This is a genomic window from Novosphingobium naphthalenivorans NBRC 102051, assembly GCF_001590985.1.
Taxonomy (GTDB): Bacteria; Pseudomonadota; Alphaproteobacteria; order Sphingomonadales; family Sphingomonadaceae; genus Novosphingobium; species Novosphingobium naphthalenivorans.
Map to the genome: position 1 here is coordinate 1 of NZ_BCTX01000043.1, position 14,480 is coordinate 14,480.

Consider the following 14,480-nt stretch of genomic DNA (forward strand, 5'->3'; position numbering starts at 1 on the left):
CTGAATGTCGATTGGCCCTAGCCCTAGTGTCGATCGGCCCTAACGCGTGTTCGCTCGCGGTGCCTTCCCGAAAGAAGCCCCGGAAAACGGACCTTCCAGAAACGGCTTGTTCCAGGTGATACGCGGCATCCGGCCCGGATGATCGAGAGTGAGCAGCGGATCGTAGCCGCCATGGCGCACCGCATAGACATGGGCGAAACCGCCAAGCCTGCGGCGCGCGGCCGCATCATCGAGCAGCGCCGTGCCGGCGAGGCCCAGCGACCAGTAGTCCGAGGGCAAGCCGGACCGGAGCGGAACGAGCGCGAAAGGGCACGGCCCCTTGAAGCGCAAGGCACAGGCTTCCCTTGCCACCACCAGCATCGCTTCATGCTGCACCAGCAGCGCACTTGAGGGCCGCGCCGCCGCGCGCGTCAGCGCGGTATCCCAGTCCTCGATCACGAAATCCTGCCGGTGCGATGCCAGGTTCAGGACTAGCACTGCGGCCGTAACCGCCACCACCGCCCGCCGCACCAGAACCAGACGCAGTTCGGCGATACCGCAGGCCATGATGATGGCGAGCATACTCATCGGCCACTGCACGGTGCGCTGCGTCACAACCGGCTGAAACACGGAAGCCCCCCACCAGGCCAGCGGACACAGCGCCACGATCACGCAGCACAGGCGCACCAGCGGCACATGCCGGCCAAACCCGGCCATGGCGATGATAAAGGCAGTCCCGGCCACCATCAGCGGAAACTCGGCGGCGCTCACAAAGCCCAGAAGCTGGCCGTTCTGCAGGAACTTGAAAACCGTCTGGACGAAATTGAAATGGACAATCCACGACGTGTTTTCAGCCGCCTCCGCCGGGCGGTGCAGCAGAACCCAGATCCACCAGGATGCCCCCAGACACGACACCGCGACCATGGCGGCGAGGTCTCGCCAGAGTGCACCGCGCGTTCGCATCCCCGCCACCATCCGCACGCCATCGCGAAAGAACGCGCGCCAGTGGCAGAGCACCAACGCGGCCGGGCCGATCCCCAGCCAGAGGATCAGGGTGGTATGCGTATAAAAGGCGAGGAGCGAGCCCAGCACGAACAGCCCCATGCCGGGCAGCCGTCCACGCCCGCCGTCCCACCACAGCAGCAGCCCGGCAAGCGCGACGGACGATCCCAGCATCGCAAAGGTATATCCGCGCACCATGTGGGTCACGAGGACATGCTGCATCGACAGCGCCAGCAACAGCGCCGCCACCAGAGCGGCCGTCCGGCTGTGCCAGCGCTGGCAGATCCAGGCGACCACGGCCACGTGCAGCGTCCCGGCAGCGATCGGCAGCAGCCGCAAGGTCACGATGCCGTCAGCGCCCAGACCGCGCCAGATCCGCAGCAGGGAATAGAACAGCGGCGGGTTGGCTTCCCGCGCCATCCACAGACTCCACAGGCGCGATTGCGGTTGATCGGCAAAAATCAGCGAAGCGTAGTCATCGAACCACAACGAATAACCGGCCAAAGCCAGACGCACCGCGAAGGCCAGGAGCAGAAGGCCTCCCAAGGCAAGGCCAAAGGCCCATTGCCCCTTCACGGGAGGCCGGATGCCCGTGCCATCTGCCAGCCTGTCTTCCCCCGGCAAGCCCACGCACCGGGCTCAGGACTTGGAGCCGCGCTCCCGCGTCAGACGCTCCTGGCGCTCGATCGCCGATTCGGTGGGCACGAAGCTGTCACCGCTCACGCCCAGCCAGATCAGGATCGGCGCGGCCATGTAGATCGAGCTGTACGTACCCACGAAGATACCCAGCACGATCGCCGCAGTCAGCCCGAACAGGCTTTCCGGCCCGAAGAACAGCAGCGGGATCAGCGCCACCAGCAGCGTCGCCGAGGTCATCACGGTACGCGCCAGCGTCTCGTTCACCGACATGTCGAGCAGCTCGGGCAGCGGCATCTTGCGGTACTTTTTCAGGTCTTCGCGGATACGGTCATAGACGACGATCGTATCGTTCAGCGAATAGCCGATGATGGCCAGGATCGCGGCGATGATCTGCAGGCTGAATTCGAGCTGGAACAGCGCGAACATGCCCAGCGTCAGCGAGACGTCGTGGAACAGCGCGAACAGTGCACCCACGCCGAACTGCCATTCGAAGCGAACCCAGATGTAGATCGAGATCGCCAGCATCGCCGCGCCTAGCGCGTAGATCGCGGTCTGGCGGAATTCGCCCGAGACCTTGCCCGAAACGGTGCTCACGCTTTCGATGCGCACATCGGGATTGCTGGCGCGGATCGCGGCGATGATCTTCTTGGAGATCGCCTCGGCCGCGCCGGGGTTGCCCTCAGCGCTTTCCGGCAGCTTGGTGCGGATCGAGACTTCATTGGGCGCACCGAAGCGCTGGATCACCGGATCGCCGTAGCCCAGCTTGCCCACCTGCTCACGCAGCGCGGCGACGGGGGCTTCGGCCTGTTTGGTGAAAGTGGCCTCGATTTCCTGACCACCGGCGAAGTCGACGCCGTAGTTCAGCCCCTTGGTCATGATCAGGCCCCAGCTCGCGGCGATCAGGATCATGCTGACCACGTAGAACGGAACCCGCCAGCGCAGGAACTTGATGTTGGTGTTGTCGGGGACAAGCTTGAGAAGACGCATGGCAGCAGTCCCTTACACGTTCAGTTCGGTCGGCCGCGCCTTGCGCAGCCAGTCGGCCACCCACATGCGGGTCAGCGTCACGCCGGTGAAGACCGAAGTGAACAGGCCGATGATGAGAACCACCGCAAAGCCGCGCACCGGACCCGAGCCGAAGGCAAAGAGCAGCACGCCTGCGATGAAGTTGGTGATGTTCGCGTCGTAGATCGCGCGGCTGGCTTCCTTGTAGCCGTTCTCCACCGCCGCGATCACCCGCCTGCCCTTCTTGCGCTCCTCGCGCATACGTTCGTAGATCAGCACGTTGGCGTCCACGGCGGCACCGATGGTGAGCACGAAACCGGCGATACCCGGCAGCGTCAGGGTCGTACCCATCACTGCCATCACGCCCAGGATCATCATCAGGTTGAAGATCAGCGCGATCGTCGCATAGATGCCGAAGCGGCCATAGACCGCGATCATCAGCAGCACGACCAGCCCCGAACCGACGCCCATGGCGATCAAACCCTTGCGGATCGAGTCGGCACCAAGGTCCGGCCCGACGGTGCGCTCTTCGACCACGGTGAGATCGACCGGCAGCGCGCCGGAACGCAGAGCGATCGCGAGCTGCGTGGCCGACTGCACGGTGAAGCTGCCCTGGATCTGAGCACTGCCGCCCATGATCGGTTCGTTGATGGCCGGGGCCGACAGCACTTTACCGTCAAGGATGATGGCAAAGCGCTTGTTGACGTTCTCGCTGGTCAGCTTGGCGAACTTGGCGCCGCCCTGCTGGTCGAACGTGATCGAGACGACCGGCGTGTTGTTGCGGCTGTCGAACGACTGCTTGGCATCGGTGAGCTGATCGCCCTTGATGCCGCCCAGACGCTTGACCGCCAGCACCGGCACCCCGCCCGAACCGGGCGCGTTGGGATCGGCCCAGGGCACGATCTCGTCGCCCGGAGGGGCAATGCCCTGCTTCACGTCATTGGGCGCGGCGGTCTCGTCGACCATCTTGAATTCGAGCTTGGCGGTCTGGCCGAGCAGGTTCTTGAGCGCGGTGGGATCGTCGAGGCCGGGAACCTGCACGACAATGCGGTTCTCACCCTGGCGAATGATCGTCGGCTCGCGGGTGCCCAGCGCGTCAATGCGCTTGCGGACCACTTCGATGGCCGAATCCATCGCATTCGAAACGGCCTGTTCCAGACCTTCGCGAGTCGGCGTCAGCACGAAGCGGCTGCCGTCCTCGACCGCGATGTCCCAGTCGCGCTGGCCGGTCAGGCCCGCGCCAGTGGTCAGCGGCAGGATCTGCTCGCGCGCCGCATCGACTTGCGAGGGGTCCTTGAGCATGAACGTGAGGCGGCCGTTAGCGCTGGAGATGTCGCCGATGCCGATCCGCGGGTCCGCCAGCTTGAGGCGGCCGCGGACCGATTCCTCCATGTTCTCCAGACGCTGCTGCGCCACCTGCTTTTCATTGGCTTCGAGCAGGATATGGCTGCCACCGGCAAGGTCAAGCCCGAGGCTGACTTGCGGATTGGGAAGCGCCGAGGGCCAAGAAAGCCCGGCCACGGAGAACAGGGAAGGCAGCGCGGCGGCGGCGATGACAAGCGTCAGCCCCCAGTACCAGAGCTTCTTCCAGAGAGGAAATTCGAGCATTGCCTGTGGCTTCTCTCCAAGCGGGCTCTCACGCCGGAGAGCCCTGGAATGGTCTGCGTCGCGAAAGCTCAGTCGTTCGCGGGCTTGGATCCCGCAGGCGGGATCACGTCGACGATCGTCGACTTGAGCGTCTTGACCTTGACCCCCTGCGCGAGTTCGACTTCGGCATAGTTCTCGTCAACCTTGAGAACCTTGCCGACGAAACCACCGCCCGTCAGCACTTCATCGCCCTTCTTGAGCCCGCCGAGCTTGGCCTTGTGTTCTTTCTGCTGCTTCATCTGCGGACGCAGGATGAGGAACCAGAAGATCAGCGCCATGGCGACGAACGGCATGTACTGGATCCAGACCGGCGGCGATCCGGCAGGAGCGGCGGCGGCGAGCTGGTTGAGAATCGAGGTCTGCATTGAATTGAAAGGCCTTCTCGTAATCGACCGGTTGACGGCTTGGGGCGCAGCATCGCGGCATCGCACATGCCGCACAGCTCACCCGGAAATCCGCAACCGGCTTTTTCCGGATGCGGGCGGTTAGCAACAAAGCGCCGCACTGGCAACGCGTGCGCCATTTTGCGCCCCGCCTCCGTCAGGGGCGACAGATAAGGCTGCAGGCGGTGCAATCAAGCGCAGTGCAAAACTCTTTATCACACCGCTTGCGCTAGCCGCACGACCTGCCTATAGGCCGCGGCTCCGGTCGGGACGTAGCGCAGCCTGGTAGCGCATCACACTGGGGGTGTGGGGGTCGGAGGTTCGAATCCTCTCGTCCCGACCAATTTTCCGAAAGCCCTGATTTTCCGCAGCCTGCGGCCGCTTTCGAAAACCATTTTCCTACACGAACCGTTATGGTTATCTGATTGCGAGTCACCAACCGGAAACGGAAGACTCGCTCATGCCCCTGCTCGATTCGATCCTTGGCCCCGCCACCCGCATCATCGACAAGGTGATTCCCGATCCCGACGCGCGCGACCGGGCCAAGCTGGAACTGCTCAAGCTCGACGCTTCGCAGGAACTGGACATGCTGCGCGCCAGCCTTTCGGCCGTGATCGCCGAAGCCGGCGCGCCCGATCCCTGGACCAGCCGCGCCCGGCCGAGTTTTCTCTACGTGATGTATGCGCTGATCCTGTGGGCGCTGCCCATGGGGCTGATCGGCGCATTCAGCCCCGGCACGGCCAAAGCTATTACAGCCGGCATGAGCGCCTATCTCTCGGGCATTCCCGAACCGCTCTATGCCCTCTTCGGCACGGGCTATCTCGGCTATTCGGCGATGCGCCAATGGGGCAAGGTCAAGGGCTCTGACCGTTGAAGCACAGGAGCGCCAGCCGCGCCGCCGCGCTTGCGCCGCCCTGCACGGCCGCTAAAGGTCACGGCATCGGTTCAACCGCGTTCCAGGGATTTCGCGCATCATGGCAAGCAAGCTGGTCTATGTCCTCAACGGCCCCAACCTCAACCGGCTGGGCAAGCGCGAGCCCGAAATCTACGGCTCGCAGACGCTGGACGACATTGCCGCTATGCTGGCGGAACGCGGCGAGGCGCTGGGCTGCGCAATCGAGATGCGCCAGTCCAACCATGAAGGCGACCTCGTCGACTGGCTGCACGAGGCGCAGGACGAAGGCGCGCACGCGGTGCTGCTCAATGCCGGGGCCTATACCCACACCTCGGTCGCGCTGCTCGATGCGATCCGCTCGATTTCGGTGCCGGTGATCGAGGTCCACCTGTCGAACCCGCACACCCGCGAGCCCTTCCGGCACACGTCATGGGTGGGTCAGGCCGCGAAAGGCACGATCGCCGGATTCGGCGCGAAGGGCTATCTTCTGGCGCTGGAGGCTGCGGCGGGGCTCTGAGTTCGCTCCACACATGGCACCCGGACGCCATCTTCGTTGCGCACGGCAATGATTGGCGTGACTCCTGAGTCGTAGGTAAGTGCCGTTTCGTCAATCACTGCACCGACGGCCGTTGCACCATCCTGCGCAACAGCCACTTCACATATGCCCGAGCGCACCAGAGAAAACAGCATCGCGCGCATGTCAGCGGATGAAGCATCACGTGCCAACGCGACCATGAGCACATTCTTCCCCAGAACAGCCGCGTCACCCGAAACTTCGTAGCTCGGACGAAAAAACGCCGAAAGGTCAGATATCGGTGCGCCTTTCACCATCCAGATCCGGCGCGCGCCATCAAACCTTGGCAAATCAGGGAGCTGCTCCCTTTCGATGGATACGTAGGCTCGACTTGAACCCAACTCGAAATCCATATCCGGGGCGGGCTTTTCACTGGCAAACCACCAGATATTTCCAGCCAACAGAACCGTCGCGACACCAATAAGGCTGGCACGCCGCACCCGACCCGAGAAAGGCATGCCCGTCTGGTTCAGCCCAGCGGCACGCCCGGCACGTTCTTCGAGGTCCGGATCGTCAGCGAGGTCTTCACGCTGTCCACGTTCGGCGCGGGGGTCAGCTTGCTGGTCAGGAATTCCTGGAAACTCTGCAGGTCGCGGCTGACGATCTTGAGGATGAAGTCGATCTCGCCATTGAGCATGTGGCACTCACGCACTTCGGGCAGCGTCTTCATGTGGTCTTCGAAGGCCCGCAGCGATTCCTCGGCCTGGCTCTTGAGGCTGACGAGCGCGAAAACGGTGATCGTGAAACCCAGCTTCGAGGCATCGAGATCGGCATGATAGCCCTGGATGATGCCCGCTTCCTCCAAGCTGCGCACGCGGCGCAGGCACGGCGGCGCAGTGAGGCCCACGCGCTGGGCCAGTTCCACGTTTGTGATCCGCCCTTCCGCCTGCAGCTCGGCAAGGAGCCGGCGATCGATTTCGTCGAGATTAATCATATATGTTCCCTGGCGAGTGCCCTTCGCTTCCATTCAATGCAATATCCACATCGAAAACGCCAGCGCACCGTAATATTATTATTCCTTAGCGTAATCGTCCCGCTTTGCAACGCTACAAAGCGAACACTTCCGATCATCCACGGCTTTGCTAGTAGAGAGGCTTCCCCAGCCCGGCTGGCTGGCTAGAATGCAAAGTTCGTGTGCCTGCACCCGGTTGCCACCATGGCCGGGCGGGGCCGCTCTGGAGTTCAGATGCACTTTGACGATCGCCTGGATACGGTCTTGCGCCTCCCCGATTCCGGGGATGGCCTTGCGCGTATCCAGTACCGTCAGCTCATCGACATCCTCGGACGGCTGCCGACCGGCGCCGTGTCCGAAGCGCTCGACGCGGGATTCGCCCGGCTCGCGGCGCTGTCCACGCGCATCCCGGCGGCCGATCAGGCCCGGCTGCTGCGCCAGCCGCTCCAGCCGATCACCAATCCGCGGCTGATCGCGATTCTGGCGCAGGCCGAACCCGGCGTCGCCAGCGCCGCTATGGGGGCCGCGCAGCTTCGCGATTCCGACTGGCTCTCGCTGATTCCCGAATTGCCCGTGCGCGCTCGCGGCATCCTGCGCCACCGCCGCGATCTGTCGGCGCCGGTCGAAGCGCTGCTCGAACGGTTGGGCGTGCATGACCGGGGCCTGCCGCCCGCTGCGGTCTCTGCCGCGGATGACGAATACATTTCCGGGGACGTGCTGGAACTGCTCGACATGATCGAGGATCCGCCCGCCCCCACCTCGCTGCACGAATGGGCGCAGGCGCGCGCGGCCAGGGCCCAGGCCTCGCCTCCCTCCCCTGCGCCTTCCGCATCGGCCGAGGCCGGTATCGGCGCCATCGTCCGGCGCATCGAGGAATTCCGCAAGGCCCGCGAATCGCAGGGCCATCCCGAAACGGGCACCGATGCCCCGCGCCTGCCGCTGGGCGATGCCGTGCCGGCGGCGGACCGGCGCGCCAGGGCCATCGATTTCGCCACCGACGCGGAAGGCCGCATCAACTGGGCCGACGGCCCCTTCGCGCCTGCCGTTTTCGGCCTCAACCTCGCCGCCAACGACGACGACACCGGCTCCTCGCCGAACCCGGGCGCGGCCATGCGCAAGCGCCAGCCGCTGCGCGCCGCGCGCCTGTGCGTCAACGGCGCCCCGGCGGTCTGCGGCGAATGGCAGGTCGATGCCGTGCCGCGCTTCGATCCGGTCGGCGGCCACTTCACCGGCTATTACGGCCGCCTGCGCCGCCTGCGCCCCCGCGCGGCCGACGAAGCGGCAGCCGCGGCACGCCGCGAAGCCGGGCGGATGCGCGAGATCCTCCACGAACTGCGCACCCCGGCCAATGCCATCCAGGTCGCTGCCGAGATCATCCAGCAGCAGCTCTATGGCCCGGCCCCGCACGAATACCGCGCGCTGGCCGCCGCCATCGCCAGCGACTGCGCGCATATCCTTGCCGGCTTCGAAGAGCTGGACCGGCTGGTAAAGCTGGAAACCGGGGCGCTGCAGCTCGAAACGGGCGAATGCGATCTCGCGCAGGTCCTGGCCGAAACCGTCGCCCGCCTGCGTTCATGGACCGATCCGCGCCGCAGCGGCTTCATCGTCGATCCCGGCGCGGCACCCGCCTCGCTCCCGGTTCCGTTCGACAGCATCGAGGTCAACCGCCTGATCTGGCGCCTGTTCGCCGTGCTGGCCGGTGCCACCGCGCCGGACGAGCCGCTGGCCCTGACCTGGTCCTCCAGCCCCCAGGGCATCGCCCTGCACGTCGCCCTGCCTGCTGCACTGGCCGTCCGGGAGGATGGAGACCTCTTCGGCACGAACCCCGGCGAGCGCGGACAGGCGCTGACGGCCGGCATGTTCGGGATCGGTTTCACCTTGCGCCTCGCAGCGGCGGAAGCGGCCGCGGCCGGCGGCAGTCTGCAACGGGAAGGCAATGGTCTCTGCCTGCGCCTTCCCCGGCTGGACACCGGATTGGCATCCGGGCAGGCCACTGGGTTGACCAGTGCAAATACAGGCAATAGCACTGTTGAGAGTTACTCGCAGTAATTCAGATCCTCGCAGCCTTTGCTTGGTGACGATTTCTCAAAGGGAACGGGCTAGCATCAGCACAGCACGGGCCAGAGGGGCAATTTGCCAATGCCAAGTCTCAATCTTCTGGAAACCCCAGAACCGGGGGCCAGAACCGTTTTCCGCGAGGATTTCGGGCAGCGGTTCATGGTCACGGTCGATACCGAAGAGGAATTCGACTGGGACGCGCCGCTCGACCGGTACAAGCACAGCGTGGTCACAGTGCCTGCCCTGCGCAAGTTCCAGCAGTTCTGCGAAAGCTTTGGCGTCGTCCCCACATATCTGGTCGACTATCCCGTCGCCTGCTCTCCCTATGCCCCCGAAGCCATCGGCGAGGCCGTTGCGCAAGGCCGCGCCGATATCGGCGTGCAGCTCCATCCCTGGGTAAGCCCTCCGTTCGAGGAGGACGTCACCGAATTCAACAGCTATGCCGGCAACCTGCCCTTCGAACTGGAGCGTGCGAAGTTCCACACGCTGCGCGACCGTATCGAAGAGGCCTTCGGCGTCGCCCCGCTGATCTATCGCGCCGGGCGCTATGGGCTGGGCCCGCGAACCGCCGAGATCCTGCGAGAATGCGGCATCGCCATCGACACTTCGGTACGCGCCCGCTTCGACTACAGCGGCACCGGCGGGCCGAACTACCGCGACCATCCGCTGCATCCCTACTGGGTCGATGAAGACCACAGCCTGCTCGAACTGCCGCTGACGACCGTCTATTGGGGCCCGCTGCGGCAGGTCGGCAATGTGATCTACCCGCATTTGTGGCGCGCCCCTTCGATGCGCGGCGTGCTGGCGCGCGCGGGCCTGCTGGAGCGCATCCCGCTTACGCCCGAGGGAATCACCGCCGAAGAGGCGCTGCGCGGCGTCGACATCGCCATCGACGAGGGGCTGCCGGTGCTGATGTTCTCGTTCCACAGCCCTTCGCTGGCACCGGGCCACACCCCCTATGTGCGCAGCGACGAGGATCTTGATGCTCTTTATGACTGGTGGCGCACGCTTTTCGGCCATCTTGCCGAGCGCGGCGTGAAACCGGCGAGTGTTACCGACATCATGTCGTCCGTGACGCTTGCCTGATCGCAAAAGCCAAGCTAACGCGCACCGGCCCGGCCGGCTCGTGTACCGCCGGGCGCACGGCGGTTGGGGCCTGTAGCTCAGCGGTTAGAGCTGGCCGCTCATAACGGCTAGGTCGCGGGTTCGAATCCTGCCGGGCCCACCACCGTGGACCTACACGCCCGAAGGGTCGGGGAGTGGCGCAGTCCGGTAGCGCGCCTGCTTTGGGAGCAGGATGTCGCAGGTTCGAATCCTGTCTCCCCGACCAACTTCCTTTTCCCTATCAATGCGTTCCGGTTCCCGTCGCAACTCCGGGGCATTCCGCGCGGATGCGGGCGATGATGTCCTCGCCGGTGGCGGTGAAGCTCGCCTTCGAAAAGCGCGTCAGCATGTCGGTGCGCGCGGCGCGGCCCATCGCGGCCAGGCGGGAGGGATCGGCAAGGGCCTCGCGCAGGGCGTCCGCAAGCGATGCCACATCGCCCGGCTCGACCAGCCAGCCGGTTTCGCCCGGGATGATCGAATGGGGCATTTCGCCCACGCGCCCGCCGATCACCGGCAATCCGGCGGTCAGCGCCTCGTGCGCGGCGATGCAGAACCCCTCGGCGCGCGAGGGCTGGAGATAGAGATGGAGGTCCGACAGGAACGCGCGCGGCGTCTCGGTATAGCCGGCCAGCGAGAGTTCCGTGATCCCGGCCTCCCGCATCGCCGCTCGCAGCCGTTCGGCCTGTGCCCCCTCGCCCGCGATCGCGATCGTAAAAGGCACTGGTGGCACAAAGCCCTCGGCGCGCAGGCGGGCCAGCGCGGCGATGAGCACGTCATAGCCCTTGGCCGGATGCAGGCGCCCCAGACTGCCCAGGCGCAGCTGCTCCCCGGGCGACCAGGGCCGCGCCTCGGGCATGGCCGGATCGGCGAAATAGATCGGCCAGGTGACGAGCTTGTCCGGCGCGACGCCGAGCCGCTCGACCGTGAGATCGGCGACCGAACGCGAATCCGCCACCCACAGCGCAGCCCGCGACTTGAGCAGGCGCATGAGCCTGCGGTTCCAAGGCTTGAGGAACGCGTTGTGCTGCCAGGCAATGACCGGCAGGTCGAGCGAAGGGCCGACCAGCAGGCCGAGGATGGTGGCGCGGCTGAGCGAGGTCCACAGGTGCGTTGCCCCCCAGGCGCGTACCTCGCGCCGCAGCCAGCGCGCGGCGGCGAAGTGGTCGGCGTCGCGGCCCTCGCGAATCGTGACGTCGAGCCCGGCGTCGAGCATGGGCGCAAGCGCGCGCCCGTCGCGGCGCAGAAGGGCAAAGATGCGCACCTCAGCCCCCGCATCCTGCAACACCCGCACTATGGCCGGGACCGGCAGCGCAGCGCCGCCTCCTTCGAGCGAGTTGATCACATAGGCGATACGGAGCGGTGTCATCGCAGGCTGCCGCTCCCGCGCCAGGTCAGGAAGACGAGCACCGCGCTCGCCAATATGGCCTGGCCAAGCGCCTGAAAGCCCGCCCCCATCAGGTCGAAGCGATGGAGCAGCCACGGCAGGATCGGCAGGAAGGCCAGACTGGCGAAGAGATTGGCCGCCATCGAGCGTTCCGGATGACCGAGCGCGGAAATCGCCGAACTGCACGGCGGACCGACCAGCGCAATGGCGCGCGCCGCGACGAGCAGGATCATCACCGTGGCCGCCGCCGCAAAGGCCGGGCCAGCCAGCAGGCCGACAATCGCCTGGGGAAACAATGCGACGATCAGGACCACCGGCGCAGCGGCAAGCAGGCTGATCCCCGCGACTTTGGCGACCGTCTGGCGCAGCGCGCTGGCGCTGCCGCCTTCGGCGACGATGTGCGAGAGCTCGGCATAGGAGGTATTTCCCAGGATCTGCGCAGGCTGCGAGATAACCACCGTCGCCCGCTGGGCCACCGCGAACAGGCCCGCCGAGGCCGGCCCCAAGACCCAGCCCACGATCAGGGGCGCGATCCGTCCGGTCAGATCGCGCAGCGTCACATCGGCATTGCTGGCGATCAGGAAACGCCAGATGCCGGGATTTTCCTGCCGCACCTCGCCCGCCTCGGGATTCCACAAGCTGGGTCCGAGCCGGCGCGCGGCAAACCACAGGCCCATGGCCCACAGGACCGCGAACTCGGCAAGTGCAGCCAGCAGCCAGGCGACCAGAAACGACTTCAGCCCCCATCCGCAGGCGATGACCAGCAGCGTGCCGCCGATGCGCACGAGCGGCTGGACCAGGTTGTGCAGCCCGATCAGGTCGAAGCGGCCGATCAGTTGCAGATAGCCCGAGGGCGTCGAGCGGATCGAGCCGAGGACCGCGAAGGCATAATAGGGCGCAAAGGCCATCGCCTTTTCCGACCAGCCCAGATGCGGGCCGACGACAGGCGCAAGCGCCATGGCCGAAACGATCGCCAGCGCCCCGCCGGTCAGTTCCACCCCCGCCCCGAAGCGCAGCAGGCGCGCCATGCGGTGGCTGGCCCCGCCGCGTTCGGCTTCCGCACCGTAGCGCAAGATCGCCTGCCAAGAGGGAAACTCGATCACGCCACACACCGTAGTGACATAAGCATGGACCAGCACCAGAACGCCATAGTCGGTCGGGCCGAGGTAGCGCGTGGCCAGAAGCAGGTAGATGAGACTGAGCAGCCCGGCACCGGCCTTTCCGCCCAGAACCAACCCCAATCCCTGAAAAATCCTGCGGATGCGGCCATCCGCGGGGGCCGCTGCAACCGGCACACCATACTCCAAGTCTGCGTCTTCCCGCCCCGAAGGGGGATCCGGTTAGCAGCTTATTTCATGTCCGTGTAGTGAATTGCCGACGCCGGAGATCGGGCTCATGTGCCGACCAGCCGCAAGTGCGGGCGCACAGGCTTGCGGCCTTGGGCAAAGTCCACGATCGCGGCCGCCGCCCGCACCGATGAAGGCAGCGCGGTGATATCGAAACTCTCCGCGAACATCTCTTCCTGCACGGCGCGGTAGCGCGTCTCGTGGAGTTCGCCGGCGCGGGCCAGGGCACCGGGCAACTGGTCGGGATGGACGATCACTTCGCCCGCCTCCCAGTGACGGAAGTTGGGATCGCCCGCCCAGGCGTACCGATTCGAATTGAGGAAGATGCAAGGGCGCGGGTGGAGCAGGAACTCGTAGACCTGGCTGCTGGCATCGCCCAGGTAGATGTCCGAGCCAAGGGTATAAGTCATGTCGGTAGAGGCCCGGCTGCCAAGGTCGAACTTCATGTTGTCGCCCCGCAGGAACCGCTGCGGGATTGTGCCTGCGCGGTTGATCCTGAGCTTGTCGATGGTCACCACAAAGCTGCGCTGGAACAGCATGACATGGGGCGCGAAGATCATCCCATAGCGCGGTTCGTCAACGAACTTGTCCAGCACGTCGATGCCGTGGCGATACCATGAAGACAAATGGGGCGAAGGGTGCGGGTTGTAGAGCACGGCCTTCTCGGTGGTCGGCAGGAAGCGGTGAGCCGGCTTGTCGCGCGCCAGATCGAACTTGGGATAGCCCACGATCGTGATTGCCTCGGGCGCCACCCCCGCCTCGCTGATCAGACGCTCGCGAATTTTCCGGCCCGAGCACAGCACATGGTCGAAGCCGGCGCTTGCCTTGTCGAAGCCGATCGCCCGGTCGCCCGCGCCGTGGCGGGTGTGAATGATGGCCAGCTTGTCGAGACCATAGCGCGACTTGAGGATAAGCGAGGTCTTCTCGGCCACGACGAGAATGTCGAGCCCCCGGAAGAACTCCAGGTTGTCCCGATAGATAAGCAGCTTGTGCGCGGGAACGACTTTGCCGAGCACGGCATCAAGCCCGCGCGAAAAGCCCGACGGGCGCAGCTCGACGTGTTCGATCCGGCTGCCGATGAGATCCCCCGCGATCCGGTGCACTTCAAGCGCCAGCGCCGGGGTGGTCGTGGCAACGATGATCTCGCCGGCAAAGCCCCCGTTGGCAAGCGCCATGGCAATGGGCAGGCTGTGCCCGATCTGGTGGATCTGGTCGTGGTTAAACAGGAAACCGATGCGCATGAGCATATGACGCCGCGCGCGAGAGACCTCCCCAGTTACCATGAACAAATATTCAGGATCGGACATCTGACGCCAGTTTCGTGGGGCTCTGGCCGAGGCTGATCCGCTCAACTAAGGACCGCGGCTCTTGTCGTTGCGTGTCCCGGTTCCTTGATGCGAGACGCCATCGCGCCCCTCTGCCGCGATGCAACTTTGGCCGTCTGGATCGAGCGCGACCGGGTTTCGCCCCCGGAACCGCCGAAATCCTTACCTCTTCCTGCCGGACACCCCC

General features: G+C 65.4%; 13 protein-coding genes and 3 tRNA genes. 7 read left to right on the forward strand and 9 right to left on the reverse strand.

Translation table 11 applies throughout. The annotated features are described in order from the left end of the window. Nucleotides 1–39: 39 nt before the first annotated feature. From NN5_RS14600 to yajC, 4 genes are all read right to left on the reverse strand, one after another. Nucleotides 40–1,557, reverse strand: a complete 1,518-nt coding sequence (locus tag NN5_RS14600; RefSeq protein ID WP_067734835.1) for a glycosyltransferase family protein — start codon at nucleotides 1,555–1,557, stop codon at nucleotides 40–42. A gap of 63 nt (nucleotides 1,558–1,620) precedes the next feature. Next, nucleotides 1,621–2,607 carry a protein translocase subunit SecF gene (secF, locus tag NN5_RS14605; protein WP_067734836.1) on the reverse strand — a complete coding sequence of 329 codons (987 nt, stop codon included), beginning with the start codon at nucleotides 2,605–2,607 and terminating at the stop codon, nucleotides 1,621–1,623. 12 nt (nucleotides 2,608–2,619) lie between these two features. After that, on the reverse strand, nucleotides 2,620–4,233 hold the full coding sequence (gene secD / locus NN5_RS14610; protein ID WP_067734837.1) for a protein translocase subunit SecD: 1,614 nt from the start codon (nucleotides 4,231–4,233) through the stop codon (nucleotides 2,620–2,622). A gap of 68 nt (nucleotides 4,234–4,301) precedes the next feature. Beyond that, a complete protein-coding gene (gene yajC / locus NN5_RS14615) occupies nucleotides 4,302–4,637 on the reverse strand; it encodes a preprotein translocase subunit YajC (protein ID WP_067734838.1) in 336 nt (111 codons plus the stop codon). Between the two features lie 284 nt (nucleotides 4,638–4,921). Here yajC and NN5_RS14620 point away from each other — a divergent pair. The 3 genes from NN5_RS14620 (at nucleotide 4,922) to aroQ (ending at nucleotide 6,067) form a co-directional block, all read left to right on the forward strand. Beyond that, nucleotides 4,922–4,998: transfer RNA gene (locus tag NN5_RS14620), tRNA-Pro, on the forward strand. A gap of 117 nt (nucleotides 4,999–5,115) precedes the next feature. Then, nucleotides 5,116–5,529 (forward strand): holin family protein, encoded by a 414-nt coding sequence (locus NN5_RS14625; RefSeq protein WP_067734839.1) that lies wholly within the window; start codon nucleotides 5,116–5,118, stop codon nucleotides 5,527–5,529. Nucleotides 5,530–5,629: 100 nt separating this feature from the next. Continuing rightward, nucleotides 5,630–6,067, forward strand: a complete 438-nt coding sequence (gene aroQ, locus NN5_RS14630; protein ID WP_067734840.1) for a type II 3-dehydroquinate dehydratase — start codon at nucleotides 5,630–5,632, stop codon at nucleotides 6,065–6,067. Here the strand turns inward: aroQ and NN5_RS25880 are convergent. Both NN5_RS25880 and NN5_RS14635 read right to left on the reverse strand, forming a co-directional pair. Then, the gene (locus tag NN5_RS25880) at nucleotides 6,031–6,582 is read right to left on the reverse strand and encodes a hypothetical protein (protein WP_157081153.1); all 552 of its coding nucleotides are present in this window, start codon (nucleotides 6,580–6,582) and stop codon (nucleotides 6,031–6,033) included. The genes aroQ and NN5_RS25880 overlap by 37 nt on opposite strands. Nucleotides 6,583–6,593: 11 nt before the next feature. Further along, the gene (locus tag NN5_RS14635) at nucleotides 6,594–7,058 is read right to left on the reverse strand and encodes an Lrp/AsnC family transcriptional regulator (RefSeq protein ID WP_067734863.1); all 465 of its coding nucleotides are present in this window, start codon (nucleotides 7,056–7,058) and stop codon (nucleotides 6,594–6,596) included. A gap of 252 nt (nucleotides 7,059–7,310) precedes the next feature. Here NN5_RS14635 and NN5_RS14640 point away from each other — a divergent pair, with 252 nt between their 5' ends. From NN5_RS14640 to NN5_RS14655, 4 genes are all read left to right on the forward strand, one after another. Then, complete coding sequence (locus tag NN5_RS14640; protein WP_067734841.1) at nucleotides 7,311–9,125, forward strand: histidine kinase; 1,815 nt, start codon at nucleotides 7,311–7,313, stop codon at nucleotides 9,123–9,125. 90 nt (nucleotides 9,126–9,215) lie between these two features. Then, complete coding sequence (locus NN5_RS14645) at nucleotides 9,216–10,220, forward strand: polysaccharide deacetylase family protein (protein WP_067734842.1); 1,005 nt, start codon at nucleotides 9,216–9,218, stop codon at nucleotides 10,218–10,220. A gap of 66 nt (nucleotides 10,221–10,286) precedes the next feature. Then, a tRNA-Ile gene (locus tag NN5_RS14650) sits at nucleotides 10,287–10,362 on the forward strand. A gap of 25 nt (nucleotides 10,363–10,387) precedes the next feature. Continuing rightward, nucleotides 10,388–10,464, forward strand: a tRNA-Pro gene (locus tag NN5_RS14655). Nucleotides 10,465–10,479: 15 nt separating this feature from the next. On the opposite strand, the gene NN5_RS14660 is transcribed toward NN5_RS14655, so the two are convergent. The 3 genes from NN5_RS14660 to NN5_RS14670 all read right to left on the reverse strand — a co-directional run bounded on the left by NN5_RS14660 (nucleotide 10,480) and on the right by NN5_RS14670 (nucleotide 14,209). Beyond that, nucleotides 10,480–11,604 (reverse strand): glycosyltransferase family 4 protein, encoded by a 1,125-nt coding sequence (locus tag NN5_RS14660; RefSeq protein WP_067734843.1) that lies wholly within the window; start codon nucleotides 11,602–11,604, stop codon nucleotides 10,480–10,482. Further along, complete coding sequence (locus NN5_RS14665; protein ID WP_306305107.1) at nucleotides 11,601–12,857, reverse strand: lipopolysaccharide biosynthesis protein; 1,257 nt, start codon at nucleotides 12,855–12,857, stop codon at nucleotides 11,601–11,603. Before NN5_RS14665 ends, NN5_RS14660 begins: the two co-directional genes overlap by 4 nt. Before the next feature lie 158 nt (nucleotides 12,858–13,015). Then, nucleotides 13,016–14,209: a CDP-glycerol glycerophosphotransferase family protein gene (locus tag NN5_RS14670; RefSeq protein ID WP_067734865.1), complete on the reverse strand. Its 1,194-nt coding sequence runs from the start codon at nucleotides 14,207–14,209 to the stop codon at nucleotides 13,016–13,018. Nucleotides 14,210–14,480 lie beyond the last annotated feature (271 nt).

What these genes read in the sequence shown, in the direction of transcription:
- NN5_RS14670 (WP_067734865.1), bottom strand. Translation starts at nt 14,209, where the DNA reads ATGCGCATCGGTTTCCTGTTTAACCACGACCAGATCCACCAGATCGGG.
- secF (WP_067734836.1), bottom strand. Translation starts at nt 2,607, where the DNA reads ATGCGTCTTCTCAAGCTTGTCCCCGACAACACCAACATCAAGTTCCTG.
- NN5_RS14625 (WP_067734839.1), top strand. Translation starts at nt 5,116, where the DNA reads ATGCCCCTGCTCGATTCGATCCTTGGCCCCGCCACCCGCATCATCGAC.
- secD (WP_067734837.1), bottom strand. Translation starts at nt 4,233, where the DNA reads ATGCTCGAATTTCCTCTCTGGAAGAAGCTCTGGTACTGGGGGCTGACG.
- yajC (WP_067734838.1), bottom strand. Translation starts at nt 4,637, where the DNA reads ATGCAGACCTCGATTCTCAACCAGCTCGCCGCCGCCGCTCCTGCCGGA.
- NN5_RS25880 (WP_157081153.1), bottom strand. Translation starts at nt 6,582, where the DNA reads ATGCCTTTCTCGGGTCGGGTGCGGCGTGCCAGCCTTATTGGTGTCGCG.
- aroQ (WP_067734840.1), top strand. Translation starts at nt 5,630, where the DNA reads ATGGCAAGCAAGCTGGTCTATGTCCTCAACGGCCCCAACCTCAACCGG.
- NN5_RS14645 (WP_067734842.1), top strand. Translation starts at nt 9,216, where the DNA reads ATGCCAAGTCTCAATCTTCTGGAAACCCCAGAACCGGGGGCCAGAACC.
- NN5_RS14640 (WP_067734841.1), top strand. Translation starts at nt 7,311, where the DNA reads ATGCACTTTGACGATCGCCTGGATACGGTCTTGCGCCTCCCCGATTCC.
- NN5_RS14635 (WP_067734863.1), bottom strand. Translation starts at nt 7,058, where the DNA reads ATGATTAATCTCGACGAAATCGATCGCCGGCTCCTTGCCGAGCTGCAG.
- NN5_RS14660 (WP_067734843.1), bottom strand. Translation starts at nt 11,604, where the DNA reads ATGACACCGCTCCGTATCGCCTATGTGATCAACTCGCTCGAAGGAGGC.